This is a genomic window from Pseudomonas sp. 9Ag (assembly GCF_902506445.1).
Lineage (GTDB): Bacteria > Pseudomonadota > Gammaproteobacteria > Pseudomonadales > Pseudomonadaceae > Stutzerimonas > Stutzerimonas stutzeri_AB.
This window is the reverse complement of record NZ_LR733836.1, coordinates 4065005-4090698: the sequence shown is the minus strand read 5'-3', so window position 1 is coordinate 4090698 and position 25694 is coordinate 4065005. Positions and strand designations below refer to the sequence as shown.

Genomic DNA, 25694 nt, shown 5'->3' with positions numbered 1-25694 from the left:
CGCATGATGCGCCCAATTGCCTGGATCGCTGTTTCCCTGGGGTTACTTGGCGCGGTCGCACATGCCGGGCCGTTGCGGGTGGTGACCGAGGAGACGGCCTACAGCTACCTGCAAGCGGGCAAGGTCAGTGGCGCGGCCACCGAAGTGGTCGAGACGACCTTGCAGCGTGCAGGGCTGGATGATTACCAGATCGGTCTGTATCCATGGGCGCGTGCCTACGACATGGCGCTGCAGGAGCCTGGCGTGCTGATTTACCTCATCGCGCGCACCTCGGAGCGCGAGGCGTTGTTCCGCTGGGTGGGGGAGATCATGCGCATCGACTATCACTTCTACAAATTACGTGAGCGAGACGATATCAAGGTGCCCGACCTGGAGGCAGCGAAAGCCTATCGGGTCGGTGTGTTGCGCGACGATGTGCGCCATCAGTATCTGCAGGCCAACGGTTTCAAGAAGATCGTGGTGACGGCGCACAACAGCGACAACTTCAAACGCCTGCTCAATGGTCAGGTTGATCTGATACCGATGCCCGAGCGAGACATGCTTGCGCAGTGCAAAGAGGCCGGCCTGGATCCTAGCGAGGTCGAGCGCACGCTCTCCCCCGGAAATTCGACGCAGCTGTATATGGCGTTCAGCCGTCAGACCGACGATGCCACCGTCCTGCGCACGCAGGCCGCGTTCGAAACGCTGCAGGCAGACGGTACGCTCGCTCGCCTCATGGGCGGTTCGCGTTGACCGTCGCTACCTGTCGTCTGCGGGTTCAGTTACCGCTCTGCTCGAATTCATTGAGCGCCTTGCGACAGCCGATGCCGGAGCCCTCACCGAGGCCCGCTTCCAGCCACGGCAAGATGGCCAACGGCGGCGCGACCAGTGCGCCGACCACACTGGCAATGGCACGGGCGGCTAGCTCGCCAGTCACAACGCTGACCTGCGGGTCGCTCAGGGTGCCCTGCAGTTCTACGGGTGAGTTGCCGGACAGCAGGCTGAAGTCCTTGGCGCGAGCTTCGAACGCAAGATTCAGTCGTTCACTGTCGAGCTTGATGGTGCCGCCGCCGGTGATGTTGCTGTCGGCCGTGCTGATAAAGAACTGCTCCAGTTTGGCGGTGCCGGCAGTTGAGTCGAAGCGCAGGTATGTGCAGTTCATATCCACCTGATCCGAATCGGCTAGGGCAGCGAGTGCCGCTTCGCCTGCATCCAGGCCAAGCAGCTCCACCGCCAGCATGTCGAGCTTGCCTCCGGACATGGCGAGTTCCAGTTTGCCGTCGAGGTTGGCCGCCATCTCGCCCAGCGACTGCCCCTCGAGCGTGACGTCCAGCTGCCCACCGATGGTGCCTGCGGAGTCTTGCGCGACCTTGGACAGGTCGGCCTCGCGCAGAATCGGGGAGAGGTTGACGCTGGTGATATCCAGGCGCAGCTCGCCCGTGGGTTGCTGCGGACGAACGTCCAGTCGCAGCCGGCCATTGGCTTTCCCTTTGCCTATCGATAGGGTCAGGGGTTCGGCAACCAAGACACCGTTGTCCAGCTCGGCTTTGAAGTCGACAGCATTCAACGGAATTGCTTCTGCGAGTACCTGATCGGCCTCGTAGCGAATGATGGCATCGCGGTCGCGAAGGGCATCCAATCCCAGCGGCTCGCTGGAAAATACCTGGCCGTCATTCGGGTCTGTTGGCGTATCGGGCGCCTTCAAATCAGAGGTCTCGAGGGTGTCGGAGTGCAGGTTGGCCCAGAGCATCGGGCGGCCACTAAGGCTGAGGCGAACGTCGCCGCTCACGTCGCTATCGCCCCAGTTGGCGCGCAGATCCTGCAGGCGCAGTTGCTGGTTCTCCCACAGCAGCTGACCGTTCAGCTGATAGCCGGCCAGTGACGGCAGGCTCCACCCGGTCAGAGGATTGAGGTTGGCCGGGTTCGGCCCCTCAAGCGAAATCGCGAGATCCGCCGCTTCCAACTGCAATGGATTGGTGACCGTGCCCTTTACGGTCAGCCGACTTTCGCGCGACTTGACCGTGCCTTCGACGGGGTAGGGTTGATCAACGAACAGTTCCTCCAGCGCGCCGACATCGATCTCGAACTGCAGCGGTACGTCGTTGCGCCAGGCATCGCCCGTCAGTTGCAGGCCGGAGTCGGTGGAAGTCGCGTCGACCTCGACCCGCAGATCCCGTGTCGGGTTTTCATAGCGCAGGTGCGTGTCGTTGAGACGGGCAGAGTTCTGCGCCAGCCGGGTGTGCAGTTCCCCGTCCAGCGTACCGAGCCTGGGATAGCCCAAGGGTGCAAGGGCGCGGCCCAAGTCCAGCTGTTCAACGATCAGATCGACCGTTCCGCTCAGCGAATTCTTGGTCAGATCAAGCGAGCCGCTGGCATCAACAGTCCCTTCGCCTTGAGCTGCGTGCAGGCGTTCGATCTTCAACTGCTGCTCGGCCAGATTGGCCTTGAGCACGATGTCGCTCAGTGCGGCATCGCCATACAGGAGCTCCTCCAGATTGAGGTCGAGCTCACCGCGATAGCGACGCAAAGGCTGCAGCAGGTTTTGAGCGCTTTGTTGCAGCGACTGCTCGTTGTCCTTGGCTTGCGACTGTGCGCCGTTCGGTGCGGAGTCGAGCAAGCGCATCACGCCCCAACGGTTGAGGTCGAGTCTGTTGCCTTGCAGTTTTGCGGTCAGTTCGGGCGTATCGCCACGCTCCAGGACGAGCGAGCCGGCGAGGTGACTTTCGCCCGTGTTGAGGTCCATGTCCTGCAACGCCCAACGCTGCCCATCACGCTTGAGCTGGGCGTTGAAGTCGAAGGCCGGCACGTCGATGGCTGGGCTGTCGAAGCTCATCAGTTCGGCTGAGTCTGGCGCGCTCACCGTCAGTTTGCCCTGTAGGGCATCAAGCGCTGGAAGCTGTTTGGCTTCACCTTTGAAGCTTGCCTGAATCTTGCCCAGTTGCGCATCGAGCGATACCGCATAGGGAGCACCGCTGGCCAATGCCTGAGACGGGGGCTCGCCCGTCAGGCTCAGGGTCAGTGGCTTGCCTTGCACATTGCCGTTGCCTTCGATAGACAACTGGCGCTGCCCCGGGCCGTTATCGGTCGTCTCGATGTCGAGTTCTACCTGTGCGTCCAGTTTGGCGTCGCGATAGGTCAGCTGGCCGTTCTGGATGCGGATCGTCTCCGGTTGGATGGGCGGCTCGCTGCTGTCGCTTTCGCTGCCGGTCAAGGCTGCCCAGTTGGAGCGCCCGTCTTCCTGTCGTGCGAGATGAACCTCGGGATTGTCGAGCTCAAGCAGTTGCAGACTGAGGTTACCCGTCAACAGTGCGCCCACATCGATTTCTGCCTGCATGGCGTCAAGCTTGAGCATATAGGGGTGTTCGGCCCACTCGGGATTAGCGACCTGTACGTCGCCAACGCTGATCCCCAGCGGAAAGCCCCAATCGACGTCGAGGCTGCCGATCTCAACGGCGCGCCCATCCAGACGTTGACTCAGTTGGGCTTCGATTTTTTCGCGGGCCCACTGGGTTTGTACCAGTACTGCCGCGATTACCACCAGCAGCACCAGGGCCGCCAGCACGATGCCAATGATTTTTGCTGCCTTCGCCACCCTTGCCTCCTGATCCGGTCCGCTCGCGCTTTTAGAGAGGGTCAGCTGCATCGGGAGCAGCCGTGTAAAGGTGTCGACCTCTCACGGACCGAAAAAGGTCACTGCAAATTTGCCGTGCCGTCTCGCTGCGCGCAGCCGTTAGCGCCGCCGCCGCGCGCAGCGAAAGGGTTTGATGGGCAGGCAACAGAGAACGGAGCACGGACGAACGGCATCGCCGTCGCCCGTGCTGAATGGTGTCAGCTCTGCAGATCGGCCAGCATTGCCGTGGCGACCGCTTCGGCGACCTTGATGCCGTCCACACCTGCCGAGAGGATGCCCCCGGCATATCCAGCGCCTTCACCGGCGGGATACAGGCCGCGGGTGTTGATGCTTTGCAGGGACTCGTTGTCGCGCTTGATCCGCACCGGCGAAGAGGTGCGTGTCTCGATGCCCGTGAGCACCGCATCGGCGCGGTCGAAGCCGCGAATCTGCTTGCCGAAAGCCGGCAGTGCTTCGCGGATGGCCTCGATCACGTAGTCGGGCAGCGAGGGCGCCAGGTCGCCCAGCTTAACGCCGGGCTTGTAGGACGGCTCGACCTCTCCAAATTCGCTCGACGGCTTGCCGCGAATGAAATCGCCCACCAGCTGCCCCGGCGCGCAGTAATCCCGACCGCCCAGCTCGAAGGCGCGTGACTCGAGCCGTTCCTGCAGCTCGACGCCGGCCAGCGGGCCGCCAGGGAAATCCTCGTCCGGGTTGATGCCCACGACGATACCGGCATTGGCGTTGCGCTCGTTGCGCGAGTACTGACTCATGCCGTTGGTCACCACGCGCTCCGGCTCGGAGGTTGCCGCCACCACCGTGCCGCCCGGGCACATGCAGAAGCTGTAGACCGCGCGGCCATTCTTGGCGTGGTAGACGAGCTTATAGTCGGCCGCGCCCAGTTCCGGGTGGCCGGCATACTTGCCCAGCCGCGCGTTATCGATCAGCGACTGCGGGTGCTCAATGCGAAAGCCCACGGCGAAGGGCTTGGCCTCAATATAGACGCCGCGCTCGTGGAGCATGCGGAAGGTGTCGCGGGAGCTGTGACCCAGCGCAAGTACCACGTAGCGGCTACGCAACTCTTCACCATCGGCCATGCGCACGCCCTGGATGCGCCCGTCTTCGATGATGAAATCGACCACGCGGCTGTCGAAACGCACCTCGCCGCCGAGCGCCTTGATCTCTTCGCGCATCGTTGAAACCACGCCGGTCAGGCGGAAGGTGCCGATGTGCGGCTTGCTGACAAACATGATTTCTTCCGGCGCGCCGGCGCGGACGAACTCGTGCATCACCTTGCGGCCGTAGAACTTCGGGTCCTTGATCTGGCTGTAGAGCTTGCCGTCGGAGAACAGCCCCGCGCCGCCTTCACCGAACTGCACGTTGGACTCGGGGCTCAGCACCTTCTTGCGCCACAAGGCCCAGGTGTCCTTAGTGCGGCTGCGCACATCACGGCCGCGCTCCAGCACGATCGGGCGGAAGCCCATCTGCGCCAGCGTCAGCGCGGCGAACAGGCCGCAGGGGCCGAAGCCGATCACCAGCGGGCGCTCGCTCAGCCCTTCTGGCGCCTGGCCGACCGGGTAGTAGCCGGTGTCTGGCGAAACACGAATGTTGCGGTCATCGGCCAGGCGCGCCAGCACCTTCGGCTCGTCCGCCATGCTGGCATCGATGATGTAGACAAAGGTGATCTCGCTGTTCTTCTTGCGCGCGTCGTAGCTGCGCTTGAACACCGTGAAGTCGAGCAGCTCGGTATCGCTGATTCCCAGCCGCGCCACAATGGCGTGGCGAAGGGCCTCGGCGGGATGGTCGAGCGGCAGTTGCAGTTCGTTGATGCGAATCATGACAGGTCCTGGCCGGTGGCCCCGGCAGAGGTGAGGTGGCGACGCAGCGAAACCGGGTGGCTCGCGCGGCGCGCAGTTTAGCTGCGGCGGGTCAGACTGTCATGAACGAGGATCGAGTGAGGCGGGCCGGCCGCCGCGGACGCGATGGCCGGTCGCCTAAGCGGGAAGCTACTGCAGGATTACCCGAGCGTTCACCGGTTGTAGTGGGCGGTTGTTGGCATGCCCAACGGCCTCGGTCAGGGCTTGGATTTGCGCGCTTGAGGCGACGATGGGCTGCTTGAGCACCAGCCAGCGAACCCCTTCCGAGCAGGGCGGTGTGGTCAGCGAGCCATTGAACCGGTAGTAATCCAGATCCGCTGGCAGCATGTCGCGGATGTTCACCTGTTGCGCCACGGGCTGTTTCGTACCGCCTGTCGGTGGTGCGCTCCAGAGGTCGGCGAGTACAGCGTTTTGCTGGCCTTCCTTGAACATCACTGCCACGACCGCCAGCTTGCCGTTTTCGTCGGCATGCACCAGATGGCCTTCCAGCGGATACGACTGGCCTTTGATGTGGTTTTCACTGGGCATATGAAAGTGAAACTGGATGAGCTGGAACGTCTCGCCATCCAGCGTGAGCGTGCTGCCCGGCTCGTAGGCCACTTGCACTGTATGGCCGTTGTTAGCGACCTCGCTGGCGCCGGCCTTGTAGTCGACTGCCAAGGGTTTCAACTCCGCTTCCACGAAGCCCTGCAAGTTGACAGGCGACTGATTTTCGCCGGCGCAGGTGTTGAATTCAGGGGTGAGCGTCGCCCAGTTCTCGGGCCCTTTTTCGCCTGAGTAATCCCATTGCGTGCCGGGGGTGACGGCGAGCGCGCTGGTGCAGAACAACAGGGTGGCCAATGACGGGGTGATTGTTTTCATGTCGATTCTCCTCGGCTCGGGTATCTGCGCTGCCATCTTCGGCCTGGCAATATTCGATGTCGTCCGCTGTTGGTATCCACGGCCGCAATGGTTTCGGGGCGCAGGTGCTGCAGCTTTTTCACTGCTTTCTATTTTGTCGATCAAAGCCCGGCCGTGTTCGCCTGATCCGACGGGGTGTGGCAGTTATTGGGCCGGCGAGCTTTTCGCTTCCCTTTCTGGTTAACGAACTTCACCATGCGGGCCTTGTTTAGGTTCTGAAGTCGGAGCGACCCATGATCAATAACGATGTGATGCGCAGCGTGCGCTACATCCTCAACGTCAACGACGCCAAGATCGCCGAGATCACTCGGCTTACGGGTTGCGAGATTCCCGACAGCGAAGCGGTGGCCTACCTGAAGAAAGAAGACGAGGACGGCTTCAAACCCTGTCCCGATCGGATCATGGCGCACTTTCTCGATGGCCTTGTGATCTACAAGCGCGGCAAGGATGAAAGCCGGCCGACGCCGCCTATCGAGCTGCCGGTGACCAACAACATGGTGCTGAAGAAACTGCGCGTCGCCTTCGAGCTGAAGGAAGACGACATGCATGCGATCCTCCAGTCGGTCGACTTCCCGGTCTCCAAGCCGGAACTCAACGCGCTGTTCCGCAAGGCCGGGCACAGCAACTACCGTGTCTGTGGCGATCAGTTGCTGCGTAACTTCCTCAAGGGCCTGGCACAGCGGGCCAACTGAACGCCTGTCGAGCGCCCATGGAAAAGCCCCGCTTTGATGAGCGGGGCTTTTGGTCACGCTGACGAGTCTTAGCTCTGGATCATCGAAATGACCTTGTCACGCAGCTGAGGGTCGTTCTGTACCGCCTGGTTGATGGCGTTGTATTCCTCGATGCTCAGCTCATTGTTTTGCACCGTCTCCAGCATTTTCTCGTTGGCCTGCTGCTGCAGCTGCTGGGCTTCTGCCGGGTCGCCGGTTTTCTCCAGCTTGGCCGTGAAGTCCTGGCGGATCTCCATGATCTGATCGAGAGACTCCGCGAATTTCTCCAGTTTCTTATCGCTGATTTCCGAGGTCTGCATGGCTGGTGCGGTCTGCGGCGCCTGCGGCTGGCTGGCCTGCTGCGCCAACACCTGAGAGCTGCCCGCAGCCATGAACAGGGCTAGAAGGCTGGCAGAAACGACGCGAGATTTGAGCATGGTCATGAGCTTGATCCTGGTTCTGAAAAAGACGATTAGGGCGTTGCATCAGCCATGCCAGCTCAATGATAAATAGATAACCTGTTGATTCGCAGGCAGTTTCACCGCTCGTCCCGTTTGCCTCGACGGGCTGAGAGGTGCTCTGTATGGTGCCAAAATGGCACATGTAGCAGTTTGGCAAAGAACCTCAACCCTGCGCGGCGCGCTGTTGTTGAAGGTGGTGATTCCCCTGGTCGCGATCATGCTCGGCTTCAGTTATCTGATGCTGTGGACGGTCGAGCGCAACAGCGAGCGGCGTCTGCAGGAAGAGGTCGAGCTGGTGGCGCGGGCGGTTCGGCTGCCGCTGAGTGACAGTCTGGAGAAGAAACACGAACGCACCTCGCAGCAGGTGCTGGAATCCGTTCTCGGCGTTGGTCGTGTCTACGGTGCCTACCTCTACGACGATCAGGGCGAGCTGGTGGCCTTCGCCGGCGCCATCGAGCCCGACCAGGACCAGACTTCGATTCAGGAGCTCACTGCCGACGGCAAACGCCGCGGCGGCTATCAGCGCATCCGTGGGCGTGAGGTGTATTCCTACTTTCTGCCGCTAGAGCAGAGCGGTGGTCGCATCAACGGGCTGCTGCAGGTGACCCGCCGCTGGAACGACTTCGAACGTGACACCCGAAGGCTTAGGTTCATCGCCGGGATATCGGCGGCGGTGCTGGCGCTGGCGGCCGTCTGCATCGTCCTGCTCGGGCACTGGTCGGCCATAGGCCGCCATCTGCAGCAACTGACGCAGAGCATGGCTCGTGTCGCTGACGGTGATCGTAAACACCGCGCCCCGCGCAGCGGCCCGCAGGAAATCGCGGTGCTCGGCCGGGCGCTGAATCAGATGCTCGACAGCATCGCCGATTCCGAGCAGCGCATGGCCGAACAGAAAACGCGCGAGGCGGAGCTCGAAGCACGCTTGCGGCGCTCCCAGCAACTCGCCGCCGTGGGGCGGCTGGCGGCAGGCGTTGCCCATGAGCTGGGCAGCCCGCTCAGCGTGATCGATGGCAAAGCGCAACGGGTGCTGCGTAGCGAGACGCTGGAAGATGGCCAGCGCAAAGGGCTGCTACAGATCCGCAGCCAGGTACAGCGCCTGAGCGAGATTGTCCGCCAGCTTCTCGACTTCGGTCGTGCCGCCGGGCGACCTGTTCGACGCATGCCTGCTGAGGTGCTGGCGCACTCATCGGCTGCCGCGGTGGCGGATGAGCTGGCCGTCCTGAACGTAACCCTGCAGTTGGAGGCAGCGCCCGAGCCGTTGTTCTGCGAGGTCGATCCGCCTCGTTTCGAGCAGGCATTGACCAATCTGCTGCGCAATGCCGCCCAGGCCAGCCCCGGCGGCCAGGTGTTGCTGCGCTGGTGGCGGGAAGAGGGCTGTCTGTTGTTCCAGGTCGAGGATGACGGTCCTGGCGTCGCCGAGCAGCACCGTGCGGCTTTGTTCGAGCCGTTTTTCACCACCAAGCCGGTGGGTCAGGGCAGCGGCCTCGGGTTGGCCGTGGCGCACGGCGTGGTTGCTGAGTGCGGCGGGCGGATCGAACTGGTCGAGAGCTCGCTCGGTGGCGCGGCATTTCGTATTTCGTTGGCGCTGGCCGGTGAGGAGGATGGCGATGCAAATGGATGACAGCACACCGCAGCGGGTGCTGGTGGTGGAAGACGACGATGGCCTGCGTCAGCTGCTGGTCGAGGAGCTGGAGGATCGTGAACTCAGCGTAAGAGCCGTGCCCAGCGCCGAGGAGGCGGTGCCGTTGTTGGAGGGTTGGGAGCCGGATCTGGTGCTCAGCGATCTGCGCCTGCCAGGTGCCGATGGCATGGCGCTGCTGCGACGGGTCAAGTCGATGCAGGCGGCGCCCGCGTTTCTGGTGATCACCGCCTTCGGCAGCATTCAGCAGGCGGTGGCGGCGCTCAAGGAAGGCGCTGATGAATTCCTGACCAAACCGCTGGACCTCGACCACCTCGGCCTCGCCGTATCGCGCGCCCTGGAAACACGCCATCTGCGCGATGAGGTGCGGCGCTTTCAGCAGTTGCTCAGCGACGACCGTTTCCACGGCATGCTCGGGCGCAGCCGGGTGATGCGCGGGCTGTTCGATCAAATCCGCCAGTTGGCCCGTGCCGCCGGGCCGGTCCTGGTGATCGGCGAAAGTGGCACCGGTAAAGAGCTGGTGGCGCGCGCCGTGCACGCCGAAAGCGAAAGGGCCGGGCGCCCGTTTCTCGCCATCAACTGCGCCGGGCTGCCGGCCGAACTGCTGGAAAGTGAGTTTTTTGGTCATGCCGCAGGTGCTTTCACCGGAGCCAGCCGCGCCCACAAGGGGCTGTTTCAGCAGGCCGATGGCGGCACTCTGTTTCTCGACGAGATTGGTGAGATGCCGCTGCCGCTGCAGGCCAAGCTGCTGCGTGTGCTACAGGAGGGCACCATCCGGCCGGTGGGTGGCGAGCGCGAATTGAACGTGGATGTGCGCATCATCGCTGCCAGCAACCGGCCGCTGGAAACTGCCGCCGGCCGGGAGTCCTTTCGCGAGGACCTGTTCTTTCGTCTGGAAACCTTCATCCTGCAGGTGCCGCCGCTTCGCGATCGCGAGGAAGACCGCGAACTGCTCGCCGCCGGCTTCGTCGCGCATTTTGCCGCACGTGACGGTCGCCCGGTGCGGGGCCTGTCCCCCGCGGCGCTGGAGCAGCTCAGGCGCTATCCCTTTCCCGGCAACGTACGCGAGCTGCAGAACGCCATGGAGCGGGCGGTGACCTTCTGCCATGGCCGCAGTATCGAACTGGAGCACCTGCCGGCACGCATCGGCAATTTTCAGGACAACCCGCCAGAGCGCCAGGCTGACGAACTGCTCGGCTTGATGATCGACGGCCCCCTCTTGCCGACCCTCGACGAGCTGGAATTGCGCTACATCCAGCACGTGCTGGAGCGGGTCGAGGGCAACAAGCGCCGCGCTGCGGCCTTGCTCGGCATCGGCCGGCGAACGCTGTACCGCCGCCTGGGCGAAAAGGAGCAGGACGACAATGGCTGATGCAGCAGTGCCGGACCTTTTAAAGGCAGACAATGCGCCGGCTGAGAGTAATCGTCCGCAAGCGCCCGAAACGAGTCGCTCGCGGTGAGGCACCGGTTAGCTGGGCTGCACCGCCGTGCGCGGCGGCAACCGTTCCAGACGCAACTCGGTCTCCGACCGAGTACGCACCGCTACCCACTCTGCCAGCGCCGCTACCGTACGCGGCGGCGAAATCAGGTAGCCCTGGAACAGGTCGCAGCCGGCCTGCAGCAGCGCGGATTGTTTTTCCAGGCTGTCGACACCCTCGGCATTGACCCGTTTGCCCTGGGCCTGACAAAACGCGACGATCGCGGTGAGGCTTTGCTGCATCTCCGGGCGGGTCAGTCGCTCGATGATCGCCATGTCCAGCTTGATGGTATCGGCCGGGTATTCGAGCAATTGCTGGATCGAGGTGTAGCCGACCCCGAAATCGTCGATGGCGACACGGAACCCGGCCATCCTAATGGCACTCACCGCCGCCATGGTGCTGCTGCTGAGTTCAGCGGCGAAGGTTTCGGTGAGCTCGATTTCGATGAGGCTGGTGCAGATACCATGGTGCGCGGCGCGTTCAGTCAGGTAGCTGCACAGGCGGTCATCGTCCAGTTGCGCCGACGATACGTTGATCGCCAGGATGACGCCCTCGCCGAACAGGCTGACCAGTTGCGGGTAACCGCCCAACGCGTGGTCGATCACCCAGCTGTCGATCTTCGGGAACAGGCCTGCGCGCTCGGCGATGGGAATGAACTCGCCAGGCGAGACCGTCCCCAGCAGCGGTGAATGCCAGCGCAGCAATGCCTCGCAGCTGACCACCGCACCTTCACGGTCCACCGCCGGCATGTACACCAGACGAAATTGGTCGTCGCCGTTGAGGGTGCGCAACTGTTCTTCGATCAGGCGGATGCGCTGATCGCGCTGCTCCAGCTCTGCCGAGAACGCCACGGCAAAGTTCTTGCCCATGGCCTTGGCCTGATACATCGCGCTGTCGGCGCGCGTCAGCAGCTGGGTGACCGAGGCGGCGTCGTCGGGATAGCGGGCGGTGCCGATGCTGACGCTGACCTGATAAAGGCGGTCGTCCACCCGGAAGCCGCCGCGGCACAAGCCAAGCAAGGCGTCAGTAAGTTCGGTCAGACTGTCGTTGGCGGCCGGGGACAACAGCAGGACGGCGAACTCGTCACCGGAGAGCCGGGCGAAGGCCGTTTCGGTCTCCGGACGGGATTCGCAATGCCGTTCAAGCGCGCGCTGTGCACGCAGGGCAAAGATCCGCAGCAGCGCATCACCGGCATCATGGCCGTGTTGATCGTTGACCTGTTTGAAGTTGTCCAGGTCTAGAAACAGCAGAGCCAGATGCTGTCCGCCTTGCTCGCACTTCGCATGCATGGCCGCAGCCAAGATGCCGAAGTGGGCGCGGTTGCTGATGTGGGTCAGGCTGTCGGTCCAGGAGATTTCCTGGATGCGCTGCAGTGCTTCTGTGTTGCGCTCGTGGAGCGTCTTCATGTTCAGCGTCAGACGGCCGATTTCTCCGCCGTCGGTGGGGTCGTCGAGCGCTGTCCGCTTGCACAGCAGCAGGTCGGTGAGCTGTTTGTCCAAGTGGCTGATGGGGTCGGTGACGTAGCGGCGGATCAGCAGCAACAACAACCCGCTGGTGATCAGGCAGATCAGCGAACCGCCGATGAGAAAGGCGAGGCTGAGCTTGCGCAGCCGCTCGGCGAGGTAGTGCGGCGGAGGCGTCAGGCGTGCCTGCACCGATGCCGACAGCTCGACGTCCGCGGACAGGCGTGACGACGTAGCGTCCAGCGTCGGGGCGATCTCGACCGCGGCATCGTAGTCGGCCTCGAGCTGGTTCTTCAGAGCGATGAACTGCTCCGGCCGCACGGCCAGTTGCAGGGTGAACGCCTCCTCGCGCTGGCTGGGCAAGGGGCGGGTGGCCGAGGCCGGCAGGATGAAATCGGTGGCCAGCAGCAGCGGTCCGCCTTCAGCGTTCTCTACATAAACCATTTCGTCGGTGTTGGCGGCCTGCTTGGCCTCGCTCACGATCCGCTGCTGGGTGGCATTCATGCTGGCGAACGGCGACAGGCTGCTTTCGAAGTAATAGGCGACGTCGCCATCCGGCTCGACGATGGCAAAGGAGACGAACGACAGGCGCGCACTGGATAGTGAGCGGATGCTCTGTTGAATGCGCAGGCCGAGGGTTTCGTTGCGGTAGGCGATGTTCGATTCCCGCAGGAATGCCAGCAGCGCTTCGCTATCGGTGATCGAGTAAAGCGCGCTGCGATTGAACGCTTGGTAATCCAGATAAGCCGATTTCAGGGCCGACAGCCGTTGCGCCAGGCGTGCCTGTTCGAGACCCAGCAGCGATGCGCGCTGGGTCATATAGGCGGTCGTGGCGGCCAGCAGCTGGACGATCAGGATGACCGGAAAGATCACCAGCAGTGCGCGCTTACCGAGCGTCATGAGCGTTGATCAGAGCGCTGATGATGCGGCGCCGGGTCTGCGTCGCTTTCAGCGGCCGCGTCTCGTACACCTGGCTGTTCTGCAGCACCGCTTCGGGTGGGTAGATGGTCGGGTCCTGGCGTGTCGCCTCAGGCAGCAGCGCCTTGGCGGCGGCGTTGGTGGTGGCGACGCCGAGCTCAGCGCTGTTCAGCGCCGCAACTTTCGGGTTATTAAGAAAATTCAGGAAGCGATAGGCCAATGCTTTCTGCGCGCCCTTGGCCGGAACGGACAGGCAATCCACCCATAGCAGCGTGCCTTCCTTGGGCACCATGTACTGCCAGGGTTCGCCGTCGATGCCTTCCACGGCGTTGAGCACTTGCTGGTCACCGCTATAGGCCAGCGCCATGTCGGCCTTGTTGAGGTACCGCTGGCTGCGCAACGAGGTGATCACGTATTCGTAGGTCAGCACCGCAGGCGATTGCGCCTGCAGCAACCTGAAGGCTGCCTTCAGTTCGTCGGTGTCTGAGGTGTTGATGGAGCGCTGTTGATAGAGCAGCGGACCGGCGAGGATGTCTTCGTGATCCTCCATCATGATGATGTGCGGCTCGTTGCGGTTGGCCGGCTCGAGCAGGTCCGCCCAGGATTGTGGTGCCTCAGGCAGGCGGTCAGCTCGGTAGGCGATGCCCAGGGTTCCCCAGAGGTAGGGAATACCGTGCATGCCGCAGCTGTCGCGCCAACGCTTAGGAATGTGCTTGAGATTGGGCAGCGCTTGTTCATCGACCCGATCAAGCAGCCCGCGCTGGCCGAACCGCGAGGCGCTGATCCGCTCGGTCAGGGCAATGTCGATCAGATGGTCTGGTTTAGCCAGGACTTCGTCGCGTTTGTCACCGCTGTCGAAATACACCTGTTCGATCTTCACGCCGGTTTCGGCTTCCCAGCGTTCGATTACCGCTTCGCTGAGATATTCCTCCCAATTGAGCAAGTTCAGGGTCTGAGCCGCTTGCGGGGCGGTCGACGGAAACAGAACGCAGGCCAGGGCCAGCAGGGCGGCCGGGGCTCGGAATAGTGGTTTCAGGTTGTTCATCAGGCTGTCCATCCACTGCGGCATGTCCTTATCGAACCGTCGTGGCACCGCTTATTGTTGCGGGTCGCCTCGACTGGATTTCGTGCTCTGCGGTGCGCCGGGCGGGCGCACTCAGGCGCGACCGCCCAGTCATATTGTCGACAGGCAGTGATGGCACTTTAATGGCGTCAGATGAATGACGGCAACAGGTTTGTCATGTTGCCGCCATCGTTCCGATCAGCGGGCAGTGATCGGGTGTTTAGCGGACACTACCCGTGGCCGTGGCGAGCTTTGCAGCCAGGGTGCCAACAGCCTCGTGGAGAGCGGGATGAACAGGTAGGTCATCAGCGGCGTCAGCGCCAGGGTGCTGAGCAATATCCGCATCACCAGGCTCAGCTCGGCGAGCACGCCGCCAAACATCAGGTTGAACAGCAGCGAGACCGGGAAGAACGCCAGCCAAATCGCAATGCTCTGCTTCCAACGTGGCGGCGGCGGGCTGTCAGTACCGCCAAACCAGGCGTCGATGCCACGCGCGCGCTGCTCGTGCGGCTGGCCAAAGAGTTCACTGCCACGCTGCAGCCAAGCCCGACGCGAAGCCGAATGCTCCCAGGAGTCGAGGGTCTGCTCGTCGGCGAAGCGAAAGACGATCTGAAACTCATCGTCGCCAGGCGGGGGGGCCAATACGCCGGAGCCGAGGTAGCCGGGAAAGTCCGCGGCCAGCTGTTCGCCTTCGTGCAGCCAGGCGAGAAGATCGTGATAACGGCCATCGCGCACGCGGCGGGCCACCATCAGGGTGACGGGTTCGGTAGACATCGTGTATCTCCAGCATCAGGCCGGCCACCCGGGTAGGGCATTCGGCAAACGCAGCGCCGGGATGGTGGGCTGCGCCTTGGGGGATGCGAATTCTATTCCGTTTGCAGAGAAGCTCCAGCATTACTTCGCGCTGCGGGCTAACCGTTGAGCGGGGCAACGAGCAAAGGTATGAAAAAGGCGCCATTCAATCCGCCGCAACGCAGCGCGGTGCCAATGACTTGCGCCAGGATGGGGCATTGCCTGTATTGGGTGCGCAGAGAATGAGCGTGTCGGGTCTCGTCGAGGCGCTCAATCAAGCCGCGCTGCACCTGTTGGACGGCGCACAGGCCGGAGACGGTGTGGCTAATCGGCTTGCTGAAGGCGCGCGCCGCCTGGCGCAGAACATCGCGCGGTTCCGGCTCGGCTGAATCCTTGCACTCAGCGAAACGCGAACCCTCGCCGACGGTTCAGGTCCGTTGAAGAACGAGCCTGAGCCGTCGGAGCATGCCTATGCAACGCCTCACCCTGCTGTCGCTTGGCAGCATTAACGCCGATTTCCAGGTGCGGGTCGACGAACCTGCTGGCAGCCGCGAGACCCAGCTGGCCCATGACCTGTGTCGCCTGTCTGGCGGCAAGGCCAGCAATACGGCTTTTATCGGTGCTCGTTTCGGTCATCGCAGCCTGTTGCTTGGACGCGTCGGCGACGATGAGCTGGCCGAACAAGCGCTTGCCCCGCTGCGCCAGGTCGGCGTCGAGGTCTGTCACGTCGGGCGCGCAGCCGGCCAGTCCACTGGCGTGTCGATGATCATGGTGCCGCCAGACGCGAAGAAGAACATCGTCCTGGCGACGAATGCCAACGATTGTTGGGACGAGGCTGCCATCGACGCCATGATTGCCGTGATCGACGGCTGCGAAACGCCCGCCTGCTTGGTGCTCGACTATGAAGTGCCGGCGCGAGTGGTAAACAAGGCGCTGGAGGCAGCGGATCGAAAGGACATTCCGGCGGTGCTCGATCCATCCTTCCCTGACCGGGTCGACAAGGGGCTGTTGCCCAAGCTGCATGCAATCACACCAAACGTCTCGGAAGCCGAGGGGTTGGTCGGCCACTCGCTCGACTCTATGGACAAACTCGCCGATGCCGCTCGCCAGCTGCAACGCGACGGGCCGGGGATCGTATGTATCAAGCTGGGCGACGGCGGTTGCGTATTGGCGACAACTGACCAGACCCTGCACATCCCGCCGAGTGAAGTGGAGCCGGTCGATACGACTGGCGCGGGCGATGCTTTTACCGGCGTGTTCGCCGTGGCCTTGCTCGAAGGCCTTGAGCCGCGCGAGGCCGCTGCGTGGGGCGTGGCCGCCGCGAATCTGGCGGTCACCGGTTACGGCTCGCAGCCTGCGTATCCTGATCGGCAGCAGGTGGTCGAGCTGGCGCGGACGCTGCTCGACAAGGCGAGGGTCCTCGATGGCTGAATCGAACACGGCGTCCCAGATCGTCTTCGAACATTACGACCGCGATGACGAGCGTCGTCGCGAAGCCTTGCTGGCCTTGGGCAACGGCGTCTTGTCGTGGCGGGCCAGTGCGCCGGAAGCTGCGGCAATGTCCGATGCGGACGACAGCAAGCACTACGCCGGCTTCTACCGCGCCGGCTGGTATGACCAGGCGCCGCGCGAGGTCAATGGCGATACGGTGCACATGGCGGCGCTGGTCAACTTGCCCGATCCGTTCGGTCTCAGCTTTGCGCTGGGGGATGGCGACTGGTTCAGTTTCGATGGGGTCGATTTGCAGCGTTATCGGCAAGCGCTGAATCTGAACGATGGCGCGCTCGAGCGGCAACTCAGCTTCGAGCTGGCGGGGCATCGGGTAGAGCTGCTGGAGCGTCGTCTGGTCAGCATGGCAACGCCCAATCTCGCCGTGTTGCGCTGGGAGTTGCAGTTGCCGCCAGGTCTCGAAGTGCGCCTGCGCTCAGTGCTCGACGGTGGCGTAGTTAACGCCGGGGTGGAGCGCAACCGCGCCTATGAAGGGCGCCGTCTGCAGCACCTGGCGTTCGACCATGACGACAACGGCACTACCACCCTCAGCGCCCGATTGCATGATCATCGCCAGCGCCTGGCGATGGCGATGCAGCTCCGGACGCCTGGGCGACAGCTCCAATGGCGTAGCACCACCTACGAACAGCGACTGATTCAGGACGCCCGCTGCGTGGTGCCGGACGACGGTCGGTTGATCATGGAAAAGCGGGTGGTGGTGCTGATTGACGAGGAGTGCCCGGTTACCGATAAGGATGCCCGTAGCGAGGCATGGCGACAGTTGCCTGGCGGCGAGTATGAGCAGCTGGAACAGGCGAGCGCCGAGGCTTGGAGAACCCTGTGGCGGGGGCACGCACTCGCCTCGGACGATCCAGAGTTGCAGCGAACCTTGCACTTTCATGCTTTCCACCTGCTGCAAACAGTTTCGCCACACAGTGTCGGCCGCGACCTTGGCTTTCCGCCGAGAGGCTGGATGGAAGGCTATTACGGTCAGGTGTTCTGGGATGAGCTGTTCGCTTTTCCGGTGCTCGCGACCCATTGGCCGGAGCTGGCCAGAAGCCTGCTGGATTACCGCTATGCTCGGCTCAAAAAGGCGCGCGAACGGGCGCACCGAGCCGGTTTGCGTGGCGCCATGTTTCCCTGGCGCAGCGCCCAATCCGGCGAGGAGGAGACGCCGCCCTGGCAGTGCAACCCGATGTCGGGGCGCTGGATGGCCGACCACACACGTCTGCAGCGGCACATCGGGTCCGCCGTGGCCTACGATGCCTGGCAACTCTACCTGGCAACCGCTGACGAGGCGCTGTTGGCCGGCCCCGTTGGCGAGCTGATCATCGAAGTGGCGCGGTTCTGGGCCAGCATTGCGCAGTTCGATGCGTCGCGACAGCGCTACCTGATTTGCGGCGTGATCGGCCCGGACGAGTATCACAACGGCTACCCGGACGCGGCTGAGCCCGGCCTGAACAACAACACCTACACCAATCTGATGGCCGCCTGGACGCTGGACCGTGCGCGGCAGGTGCTGGCCTTGCTCAGCGAGGCGGATGCGGATGCTCTGCGGGAGCGTCTGGTGATGGAGCCGGACGAGCCTGAGCATTGGCAGACGGTTGCCGAGGGCCTCTACCTGCCGTTTGTCGATGACCAGCTGCTCAGTCAGTTCGAGGGATTCGACCGGCTGGAACCACCGCCGCAGGAATGGTTGCACGGCGATCGTCCGCGGCTGGACTGGATGCTCGAAGCGCGACATGACAGCTGCGACCGTTACCAGCTGACCAAGCAGGCCGATGTGCTGATGGCCTACTACCTGGTGCCTCAACAGACCCTGCAGGGGATCCTCCAGCGTCTTGGTTATCCCCATGACGCCGCCAGCGCGCGGCGCACCCTGGCCTACCACTTGGCGCGCATCACCCACGAGTCGAGTCTTTCCAAAGTGGTGTGTGCCGGTGCGCTCGCCGACATCGACCTTGAGGCGTCCTGGGCTTACTACCAGCAGGCGCTGGCCACCGACCTGGGATCGCCAGGCAATCGCGGCACCCAAGAGGGCGTGCATCTCGGCGCCATGAGCGGTTCGCTGGACGTGTTGCAGCGTCACTACCTGGGCGTTCGGCTGGAACTCGATGGGCTGCACCTGTTCCCGTCGCCGCCGGCTTCGCTGCCGCCGGTCTCGCTGTCGCTGCTGTTTCGGCAGACGCGCCTGCATCTGCAACTGGCCAATGGCGCGCTGGTGGTACGGGCCGATTCCGCCAACGTCGCCCCGGTGCCGTTGCACTACGCTGAAGGAAAGCGCGAGCTCGCGCCGGGCGAATCGCTTGAAATCCGTTGCCAGTCGACGAGCTGAGCTGTTGGCAACGCATTGAAACAAGCCTGAGCGTCGGGACAGCGGAACGCCGCAGCGCCGGCCACGTTCAATACAGAACGTGGTCAAACAAGGAGATACAGCGATGGGCGAACTCGGAGGGCAGCGCCGCTGGCTCGACGGGCTGGGCTGGGTGGCGCTGTATGCGTTGGTCTGGGCGTTGTTCACCGAAGGGGCCGGCTGGATCTTGGGCGTACCGAGCATCCTGCTCGCTGCCGGGCTGTCGCTCTGGCTGGGTCAGCGGCCCTGGCATCCGTCGCTGGCTGCGCTGCCGGGTTTTCTCGGGTTCTTTCTTGGCAAGATGGCCGCAGGCGCCTGGGATGTGGCATTGCGCGCGCTGCATCCCAATCGGCCGCTGCAGCCGGCCTGGCTTGATTACTCCCTCACGTCTTCTTCATCGCAGGTAAGGCTGGTGCTTTCGGCGCTGGTGGGCCTGCTGCCGGGCACTCTGGCCTCGCAGGTAGAGGGTGACCGGATGCGCGTGCACGTGCTCGATGAGCGACAGCCCTGGGAGGCCACCGTGCACAGCCTCGAACGGCGACTGGAGCGATTGCTTGCGCCTGGAGACAGGCCTTGATGGCGCTGTATTCCGCCTTGTTGCTGCTGACCATCATGATTGGGCTCGGGCGCGTGGTGCTGGGGCCGGCACGGGTAGACCGGCTGCTGGCCATTCAACTGTTCGGCACCACCGGCACGGCTTTGCTGCTGGTGCTGGCGCAATGGCAAGAGCAGCCGGCGTTGCGTGATGTGGCGCTGCTGCTGGGGTTGCTCGCCGCAGTCGCGAGCGCCGCGCTGGTGCAGTTGCTGCGCAGGAGTCGGCATGACTGAGCCGTTGTTGAATGGCCTCAGCTGGCTGCTGCTGATCGGTGGCCTGCTGTTCTTCGTGGCAGGCAGCATCGGTCTGCTGCGCTTTCCCGATACGGTCAGCCGCCTGCATGCCCTGACCAAGGCCGACACCCTGGGCCTCGGGCTGGTCATCGCCGGCCTCTCGCTTCGTGCCGACAGCCTCTGGGAGGTCGGGCAGATGCTGCTGATCTGGCTGTTGTTGCTGGCCTCCAGCGCCACGGCGTGCCAATTGCTGGCGCGGCAGGCTGGCGAGGAGCCACGCGATGACTGAGTGGCTGTTCGACGGGGTACTCGGCTTGCTGGTGCTCGGCCTTGCCTTCGGCGCGCTGCATGGCCGCAATCTCTACGCCAGCGTGTTGCTGTTCATTGCTTTCGGCTTGGCGCTTGCGTTGATTTGGGCGCGTCTCGGCGCGGCAGACCTGGCGTTGGCCGAAGCAGCCATCGGCGCGGGGCTTACTGGCGTTCTGTTGTTCACCGCACTGTCGCGCCAGCCTGGGCCTGCAGATCTGCCGGAGGCCACCGGCACGCGATTGCGCCTCGGCGCGGCGGCTGTGGTGCTGCCGATGCTGATCCTGCTGGTGCAAGGGCTCGCGCCGCTGAGTGAGGTCGAGCCGCGTCTGCCAGCATTGATCACTCGACATCTGGACGAAACTGGCGTCAGCCATCCGGTGACGGCGGTGCTGCTGAACTACCGCGCCTGGGACACCTTGCTCGAACTGGCCGTCCTGTTGCTGGCGCTGCTCGGCGCCCGGCAACTCGGGCCGCGACCGCTGGATCTGGCCGAACCCTGGCCGCTGCTGCGGGCCTGGGCGCGGGTGCTGGCGCCGCTGCTGGTGCTGGCCGCCGGCTACATTCTCTGGCGGGGCGCCAGTGCGCCGGGTGGCGCCTTTCAGGCCGGTGCGCTGTTGGCGTCAGGTGTGGTGCTGCTGCGGTTATCGGGTCTGTTGCCCCGCTTGCGCTGGTCGTTCATGCCGTTGCGCTTGCTGGTCCTGGGTGGCCTGCTGGTGTTCGTCGGTGTTGCAGTGGCGACGGCCTGGCTGGGTGAGGGTTGGCTGGCGTACCCGGGCGGGGCGGCCAAACAGATCATCCTGATGATCGAGACGGTCGCGACGCTGTCGATCGCGGCAAGCCTCAGTCTGCTGGTCGTGGGCGAAGGGGAGGAAGTCTCCTCATGAGCAGCAGCCTGTTCTGGATGATCATCGGAGCCGCGCTGTGGTTGCTTGGGCTGCACGGGCTGCTGACCCTGCGCCAGGCGCTGCGCAGGATTATCGCCTTCAACCTGATGGGCAGCGGTGTGTTCCTGGTGATGATCGCCCTGGCCACGCGCAGCCAGCCGAGTGATCCGCTGCTGGTCGCGCTGGTGGTAACCGGGCTGGTGGTGGCGATCAGTGCGACTGCCCTGGCGCTGCGGTTGGCCAGTGTGGCGCATGGCAGCCAGCCTCAATCGCAGGAACACCAGCAGGAGCCGCGGCAATGAATGCGGCATTGCTGAGCCTGTCATTACCGCTGGTGGCGGGCCTGCTGCTGGTGTTGCTGCGGCCCGGTCGCAGTGGCCTCTGCGTGATCGGGATGAGTGCTGCCAGCCTGATCGCCGCAGCGTTTGCCTTGCAGCAGACGATGCAGCTCGGGCCACAACTGTTGCAGATCGGCGGCTGGGAAACGCCACTGGCGATCCGTTTCCAGCTGACCCCGCTGACTGCATTGCTGATGGTATTCACCGCAGGGCTGCATCTACTGGTGGCTTTGTACGCGGCACGCAGCCCCCACGCCACCGGCAGCGAGGATTACTGGCCCCTGTCCTGTCTGCTGCATGCCTCGCTGGCGGCGCTGTGGCTGTCGGGGGACTTGTTCAACCTGTATGTGACGCTCGAGTTGCTCAGCCTCAGTGCCGTGGCATTGGTGGCGCTAGCCGGGCGCAAGGCTTATCGACCGGCCTTCAATTACCTGATGCTGTCGCTGGCCGGTTCGCTCGCCTATCTGTTTGGTGTCGCATTGTTCTATGGCCGCTACGGCGTGCTGGACGTTCTGGTGCTGGCCGAGTTGGCCGAGGCCGACAAGACGACCCGGCTGGCGCTGCTACTGATGAGTGTCGGGCTGATGCTCAAGGCCGCATTGTGGCCACTTCATCTGTGGTTGCCTCCGGCACACTCGGGCGCCCCGACAGCGGTCAGCGCCTTGCTTTCGGCGTTGGTGGTCAAGGGGCCGATCTACATCCTCTGGCTTATCTGGAGCGAGATCGCGCCACCGGAGCTGGGCCGCCAGGCGGGGTTTCTGTTCGCCGGAGCCGGCATTCTCGCGCTGATATCCGGGGGCTGGTCGGCGCTGCGCGCGCCGCGGCTGAAGGTGCTGGTGGCCTATTCGACAGTTGCCCAGCTGGGCTATGCGCTGCTGGCGCTCGGCCTGTTGCTGCACTGGCAGGAACCGCGAATGGAAGCGGCGCTGTGGCTGTTCATCCTTGCTCACGGCTTGGCCAAGGTGTCGATGTTCCTCGCCGCCGGCGAGCTGCAGCGGGTTCTGGGTACGCGGCGGGTGCGGGCGCTGAAAGGCGCCAGCCAGAACATGCCGGTGGCCATGGCGACCTTTGCTGTCGCGGGCGGCAGCCTGATCGGTCTGCCGCCCAGCGGAGGCTTTCTCGCCAAGTGGTTGCTGCTGCAGCCGCTGTTCGAGCAGCCGCAGCACTGGCCGTGGGCCTTCGGTGTGCTGCTCGGCACGCTGATGTCGGCGGCCTATGTATTCCGTGTGGTCGCGCTGGGGTTCGACCGTGCGCGGCCCAATCCGCCCAGCATCAAACCTGATTCGGTCGCGCAATGGCTGGCGATGCTGCCAGCGCTGCTGGTGCTCGGCTTGGCGCTGATCAGCGAACCGCTGCTGCTCTGGATTGGCGGGGTGGCGCGATGAACTGGACCCATTGGTTGCCGCTGGCCATCGTGCTCAGCTCGCTGGTGCCGGGCCTTCTGATATTCACCCTGCACGAAGAGCAGCGTCGCTTGCGGGTCACGCTCAACCTCGCAGGGGTGGTAGTCAAACTGTTGCTGGTATCGGCAATGATCTACGGCGTCAGCCGCGGACTGGAGTTTCGCTTCAGTCTGCCGTTCCTGCCCGGTGCGCCGCTGGTGCTGCAGGGCGATGCGCTGTCACTGCTGTTCGTCGCACTGTCTTCGGTGCTGTGGCTGGCCACGACCATCTATGCGATTGGCTACCTGGAACACTCCCCGCTGCAATCGCGCTTCTTTGGCTATTTCAGCCTGTGCGTGAGTGCCACCGTAGGTCTCGCGCTGGCGGGCAATCTGGTCAGCTTTCTGTTGTTCTATGAAATGCTGACCCTGGCCACCTTCCCGCTGGTGGTGCATCGCGGTACGGCCGAAGCGCTGCGCGCCGGGCGCGTCTACCTGGCCTATACCGTCGGCGGTGGGGCGTTGGTGTTGATGGGGGTGGCATTGCTGCATGGCTTGGCCGGCGGGCAGGACTTCCAGCCGGGCGGCTACCTGCTGCCAGCGGTGGGCGAGCACGACCTGGCCTTGCGGGTCGCCTTCGTCCTGCTGGTGGCGGGGCTTGGCGTAAAGGCCGCGTTGATACCCCTGCACGGCTGGCTGCCGAAAGCGATGGTGGCGCCGGCGCCGGTGAGTGCGCTGTTGCATGCGGTGGCGGTGGTCAAGGCCGGTGCGTTCGGGATCATCCGGGTGGTCTATGACGTCTATGGCGCCGAGGCCATGGATCAACTGGACATGGCCGGACCGCTGCTCTGGCTGGCCGCGGCAACCATCCTTTACGGCTCGGTGCGCGCCTTGCAGCAACAAGAGCTGAAAAAACGCTTGGCCTACTCGACCATCAGTCAGGTGTCGTATGTCACCTTGGGCGTTGCGTTACTCGGCCCCATTGCGGCGGTTGGCGGGCTGGCCCACCTCGTTCATCAGGGCCTGATGAAGGTCACCTTGTTCTATTGCGCCGGCAACTTCGCCGAAACCCTGGGCATTCATCGCATCCGTGAAATGGACGGTGTCGGCCGACGTATGCCGCTGACCATGACCGCATTCAGCATCGGTGCGCTAGGCATGATCGGCATCCCGCCGATTGCCGGCTTCGTCAGCAAGTGGGCGTTGGGCATGGGCGCGCTGGAGGTCGGCCAGGACTGGGTGCTGCTGGTGCTGATGGGCTCGGCACTGCTCAACGCCGGCTATTTTCTGCCATTGCTGTGGCGTGGCTGGTTCTCTCCGCCCGCCGACTGGCACGATGACAACTGGCGTGAGGAACGCTGGGAAACGCACTGGATGCTGCTCTTGCCTGCGCTGTTCACGGCCATGCTGTCGGTGCTGGTGGGGATGTTGGCGGGTACGGCTTTGAGCCCGCTGGGTTGGGCACAACTGATCGTCAACCGAGAGTTCGCGCTATGAGTGGCGCCTGGCTCTGGTTACTGGTGCCGCTGGCGCCGCTCTTGGCTGCGGCCAGCCTGGCGATCTGGCGCGAGCGCGCCATCGGCTGGCTGTGGCTGGCCTGCGTGCCGGCGCTTGCGATGGTCGTCCAGCCAGTGGCGCTGCTAGATCTGCCGATGTTATGGGAGGGCGTGCGCTGGGGCGCAAGTGACGACCTCAGCCGCGCCTGGCTGGGGTTCACCGCCGTGCTCTGGGGCTGCGCAGGCATCTTCGCTAGCAGCAGCCAGAAAGACGACCCGAAGCGGCTGCGCTTCTGGACGTTCTGGCTGTTGGCCCTGGCTGGCAATCTGTTGTTGATCATCGCTACTGACGCCTTGAGCTTCTATCTCGGATTCAGTGCCATGAGCCTCGCCGCCTACGGGTTGATCGTCCATCAGGGCGGGCCCAGACCGCGGCGTGCCGGGCGGTTGTATCTGCAACTGGCAATCACTGGCGAGATGGCTTTGTTGGCCGGGCTGATGTTGCGCAGCCATGCGGCAGACGGCGATTTCTCGTTCGCCTCCTGGCAAGCGCTGCCCATGGACGGCCTGACGCTGATCTTGTTGCTGATCGGTCTGGGCTTGAAAGCAGGGTTCTGGCCGCTGCATGTCTGGTTGCCCCTGGCGCACCCGGCCGCACCAGCACCGGCAAGTGCGGTGTTGTCCGGCGCAATGCTCAAAGCCGGGCTGCTGGGCATCTGGCGCTGCCTGCCCGAAAGTGATCCGCTGCTGTCGAGCTGGGCGGACGTGTTACTTGCCATGGGGATCTTTGGTGCCGTCTATCCGGCCCTGCTCGGGCTCGTTGCGAGAGAGGCCAAAGCAGTGCTGGCCTATTCGTCGGTCAGTCAGATGGGTTATCTGGTAATGCTGCTGGCGCTCGCCTGGCGGCATCCCGAGCAATTGACGGCAATGACCGTCGTGCTGATGCTCTACGGCGTCCATCATGGCCTGGCCAAGGGGGCCCTGTTTCTAGCCGCAGGGTTGATTCACGCCGGTCGTCTCTCTCGTATCGGCTGGGTGCTGCTGGCGCTGCCGGCACTGGCGATTGTGGGGCTGCCGCTGACCAGCGGCGGGGCAGTCAAAACGGCTTTGAAAGACGTCTGGCATGCTGGTGAATTCGACGGCTGGCTGATCTGGCTGAGCCTCAGCAGCCTAACTACCTCCCTGCTGCTGATCCGCGCGCTATCGCTGTTACGTCGGGATGCTCGCGACGCCCCGGCGAACCGCCCGCCGTTAACCCAACTACTGCCCTGGGCGCTGCTTAGCGGTTGCTCGTTGATCTTGCCTTGGCTTTGGCCCGCCTTGCGCGAGCCTATGTTGCATGGCCTCTATCCCGGTGGCATCTGGGCGGCGCTGTGGCCGCTGCTGCTGGCGCTGGGCTTGGCTGGCGTGGCGCTCAAGCGTGGCTGGACGGTTCCGACACGCCTGGCCAATTTGCCCAACCCGGCGCTGACGCTGTCGCTGCGACTGCGACGTCTGACCCTACGGCCGCCAATGCCCGTACCAACCGTCCAGCCCGATGCCCCGCGCTGGCGCCAACGGGAGCGCCGCTGGAACCGCTTCTGGAACACCAGCGCACTGACCATGAGCGCCTGGCTGCTAACCGCTTTGCTGTGGTTGGGGTGGTTGTGGTGACAGGCTGCCGTGGCGCCTTACCCTGCAACCCAGCCTAAGTAAGGGCCGAATTGCTCCGGCCTCACAGCTGCAGT

General features: G+C 63.8%; 22 protein-coding genes. 15 read left to right on the top strand and 7 right to left on the bottom strand.

The annotated features are described in order from the left end of the window. The first annotated feature begins 3 nt into the window (after positions 1-3). Positions 4-732, top strand: coding sequence for an ABC transporter substrate-binding protein (locus ALTERO38_RS18675; protein WP_159969294.1), 729 nt, complete (start codon positions 4-6; stop codon positions 730-732). A 25-nt stretch (positions 733-757) separates the two neighbouring features. Here ALTERO38_RS18675 and ALTERO38_RS18670 read toward each other — a convergent pair whose 3' ends face one another. The 3 genes from ALTERO38_RS18670 to ALTERO38_RS18660 all read right to left on the bottom strand — a co-directional run bounded on the left by ALTERO38_RS18670 (position 758) and on the right by ALTERO38_RS18660 (position 6327). Continuing rightward, a complete protein-coding gene (locus tag ALTERO38_RS18670; RefSeq protein WP_159969293.1) occupies positions 758-3571 on the bottom strand; it encodes an AsmA family protein in 2814 nt (937 codons plus the stop codon). 236 nt (positions 3572-3807) lie between these two features. Then, positions 3808-5427: an NAD(P)/FAD-dependent oxidoreductase gene (locus ALTERO38_RS18665; RefSeq protein ID WP_159969292.1), complete on the bottom strand. Its 1620-nt coding sequence runs from the start codon at positions 5425-5427 to the stop codon at positions 3808-3810. Positions 5428-5595: 168 nt separating this feature from the next. Next, positions 5596-6327: a carbonic anhydrase gene (locus ALTERO38_RS18660; protein ID WP_148923985.1), complete on the bottom strand. Its 732-nt coding sequence runs from the start codon at positions 6325-6327 to the stop codon at positions 5596-5598. A gap of 272 nt (positions 6328-6599) precedes the next feature. Here ALTERO38_RS18660 and ALTERO38_RS18655 point away from each other — a divergent pair, with 272 nt between their 5' ends. After that, positions 6600-7058: a DUF1456 family protein gene (locus ALTERO38_RS18655; protein ID WP_148923984.1), complete on the top strand. Its 459-nt coding sequence runs from the start codon at positions 6600-6602 to the stop codon at positions 7056-7058. Between the two features lie 68 nt (positions 7059-7126). Here the strand turns inward: ALTERO38_RS18655 and ALTERO38_RS18650 are convergent, their stop codons facing one another. Next, positions 7127-7519, bottom strand: a complete 393-nt coding sequence (locus ALTERO38_RS18650) for a DUF4168 domain-containing protein (RefSeq protein ID WP_148923983.1) — start codon at positions 7517-7519, stop codon at positions 7127-7129. Between the two features lie 151 nt (positions 7520-7670). Between ALTERO38_RS18650 and ALTERO38_RS18645 the strand changes: the two genes are divergently transcribed. Continuing rightward, positions 7671-9158: an ATP-binding protein gene (locus ALTERO38_RS18645; protein ID WP_159969291.1), complete on the top strand. Its 1488-nt coding sequence runs from the start codon at positions 7671-7673 to the stop codon at positions 9156-9158. Beyond that, positions 9151-10548, top strand: a complete 1398-nt coding sequence (locus ALTERO38_RS18640) for a sigma-54 dependent transcriptional regulator (RefSeq protein WP_102837840.1) — start codon at positions 9151-9153, stop codon at positions 10546-10548. The genes ALTERO38_RS18645 and ALTERO38_RS18640 overlap by 8 nt, the downstream gene beginning before the upstream one ends. Before the next feature lie 96 nt (positions 10549-10644). Here the strand turns inward: ALTERO38_RS18640 and ALTERO38_RS18635 are convergent, their stop codons facing one another. The 3 genes from ALTERO38_RS18635 to ALTERO38_RS18625 form a co-directional block, all read right to left on the bottom strand. Further along, complete coding sequence (locus ALTERO38_RS18635) at positions 10645-13017, bottom strand: bifunctional diguanylate cyclase/phosphodiesterase (RefSeq protein WP_159969290.1); 2373 nt, start codon at positions 13015-13017, stop codon at positions 10645-10647. Continuing rightward, on the bottom strand, positions 13004-14083 hold the full coding sequence (locus ALTERO38_RS18630; protein ID WP_372239431.1) for a PotD/PotF family extracellular solute-binding protein: 1080 nt from the start codon (positions 14081-14083) through the stop codon (positions 13004-13006). Before ALTERO38_RS18630 ends, ALTERO38_RS18635 begins: the two co-directional genes overlap by 14 nt. Positions 14084-14296: 213 nt before the next feature. Further along, positions 14297-14872: an antibiotic biosynthesis monooxygenase gene (locus tag ALTERO38_RS18625; protein WP_159969288.1), complete on the bottom strand. Its 576-nt coding sequence runs from the start codon at positions 14870-14872 to the stop codon at positions 14297-14299. Between the two features lie 260 nt (positions 14873-15132). Here ALTERO38_RS18625 and ALTERO38_RS18620 point away from each other — a divergent pair, with 260 nt between their 5' ends. From ALTERO38_RS18620 to ALTERO38_RS18570, 11 genes are all read left to right on the top strand, one after another. Next, a complete protein-coding gene (locus ALTERO38_RS18620; RefSeq protein ID WP_159969287.1) occupies positions 15133-15279 on the top strand; it encodes a hypothetical protein in 147 nt (48 codons plus the stop codon). An 82-nt stretch (positions 15280-15361) separates the two neighbouring features. Continuing rightward, on the top strand, positions 15362-16321 hold the full coding sequence (locus ALTERO38_RS18615; protein ID WP_159969286.1) for a PfkB family carbohydrate kinase: 960 nt from the start codon (positions 15362-15364) through the stop codon (positions 16319-16321). After that, positions 16314-18713: a glycoside hydrolase family 65 protein gene (locus tag ALTERO38_RS18610; RefSeq protein WP_159969285.1), complete on the top strand. Its 2400-nt coding sequence runs from the start codon at positions 16314-16316 to the stop codon at positions 18711-18713. Before ALTERO38_RS18615 ends, ALTERO38_RS18610 begins: the two co-directional genes overlap by 8 nt. A gap of 103 nt (positions 18714-18816) precedes the next feature. Next, the gene (locus ALTERO38_RS18605; protein WP_159969284.1) at positions 18817-19308 is read left to right on the top strand and encodes a Na+/H+ antiporter subunit E; all 492 of its coding nucleotides are present in this window, start codon (positions 18817-18819) and stop codon (positions 19306-19308) included. After that, positions 19308-19559 carry a monovalent cation/H+ antiporter complex subunit F gene (locus ALTERO38_RS18600; RefSeq protein WP_102837811.1) on the top strand — a complete coding sequence of 84 codons (252 nt, stop codon included), beginning with the start codon at positions 19308-19310 and terminating at the stop codon, positions 19557-19559. Before ALTERO38_RS18605 ends, ALTERO38_RS18600 begins: the two co-directional genes overlap by 1 nt. Continuing rightward, positions 19552-19848 carry a monovalent cation/H(+) antiporter subunit G gene (locus tag ALTERO38_RS18595; protein ID WP_102837810.1) on the top strand — a complete coding sequence of 99 codons (297 nt, stop codon included), beginning with the start codon at positions 19552-19554 and terminating at the stop codon, positions 19846-19848. The genes ALTERO38_RS18600 and ALTERO38_RS18595 overlap by 8 nt, the downstream gene beginning before the upstream one ends. Further along, positions 19841-20752: a hydrogenase subunit MbhD domain-containing protein gene (locus ALTERO38_RS18590; RefSeq protein ID WP_159969283.1), complete on the top strand. Its 912-nt coding sequence runs from the start codon at positions 19841-19843 to the stop codon at positions 20750-20752. Before ALTERO38_RS18595 ends, ALTERO38_RS18590 begins: the two co-directional genes overlap by 8 nt. Next, positions 20749-21054 carry an NADH-quinone oxidoreductase subunit K gene (locus ALTERO38_RS18585; RefSeq protein WP_148923974.1) on the top strand — a complete coding sequence of 102 codons (306 nt, stop codon included), beginning with the start codon at positions 20749-20751 and terminating at the stop codon, positions 21052-21054. Before ALTERO38_RS18590 ends, ALTERO38_RS18585 begins: the two co-directional genes overlap by 4 nt. Further along, a complete protein-coding gene (locus ALTERO38_RS18580) occupies positions 21051-22475 on the top strand; it encodes a complex I subunit 5 family protein (RefSeq protein ID WP_148923973.1) in 1425 nt (474 codons plus the stop codon). Before ALTERO38_RS18585 ends, ALTERO38_RS18580 begins: the two co-directional genes overlap by 4 nt. After that, entirely contained in the window at positions 22472-23968 is a 1497-nt protein-coding gene (locus ALTERO38_RS18575; RefSeq protein WP_159969282.1) for a complex I subunit 5 family protein, read from the top strand. Before ALTERO38_RS18580 ends, ALTERO38_RS18575 begins: the two co-directional genes overlap by 4 nt. Beyond that, on the top strand, positions 23965-25620 hold the full coding sequence (locus ALTERO38_RS18570) for a complex I subunit 5 family protein (RefSeq protein ID WP_159969281.1): 1656 nt from the start codon (positions 23965-23967) through the stop codon (positions 25618-25620). The genes ALTERO38_RS18575 and ALTERO38_RS18570 overlap by 4 nt, the downstream gene beginning before the upstream one ends. Positions 25621-25694: the final 74 nt, after the last annotated feature.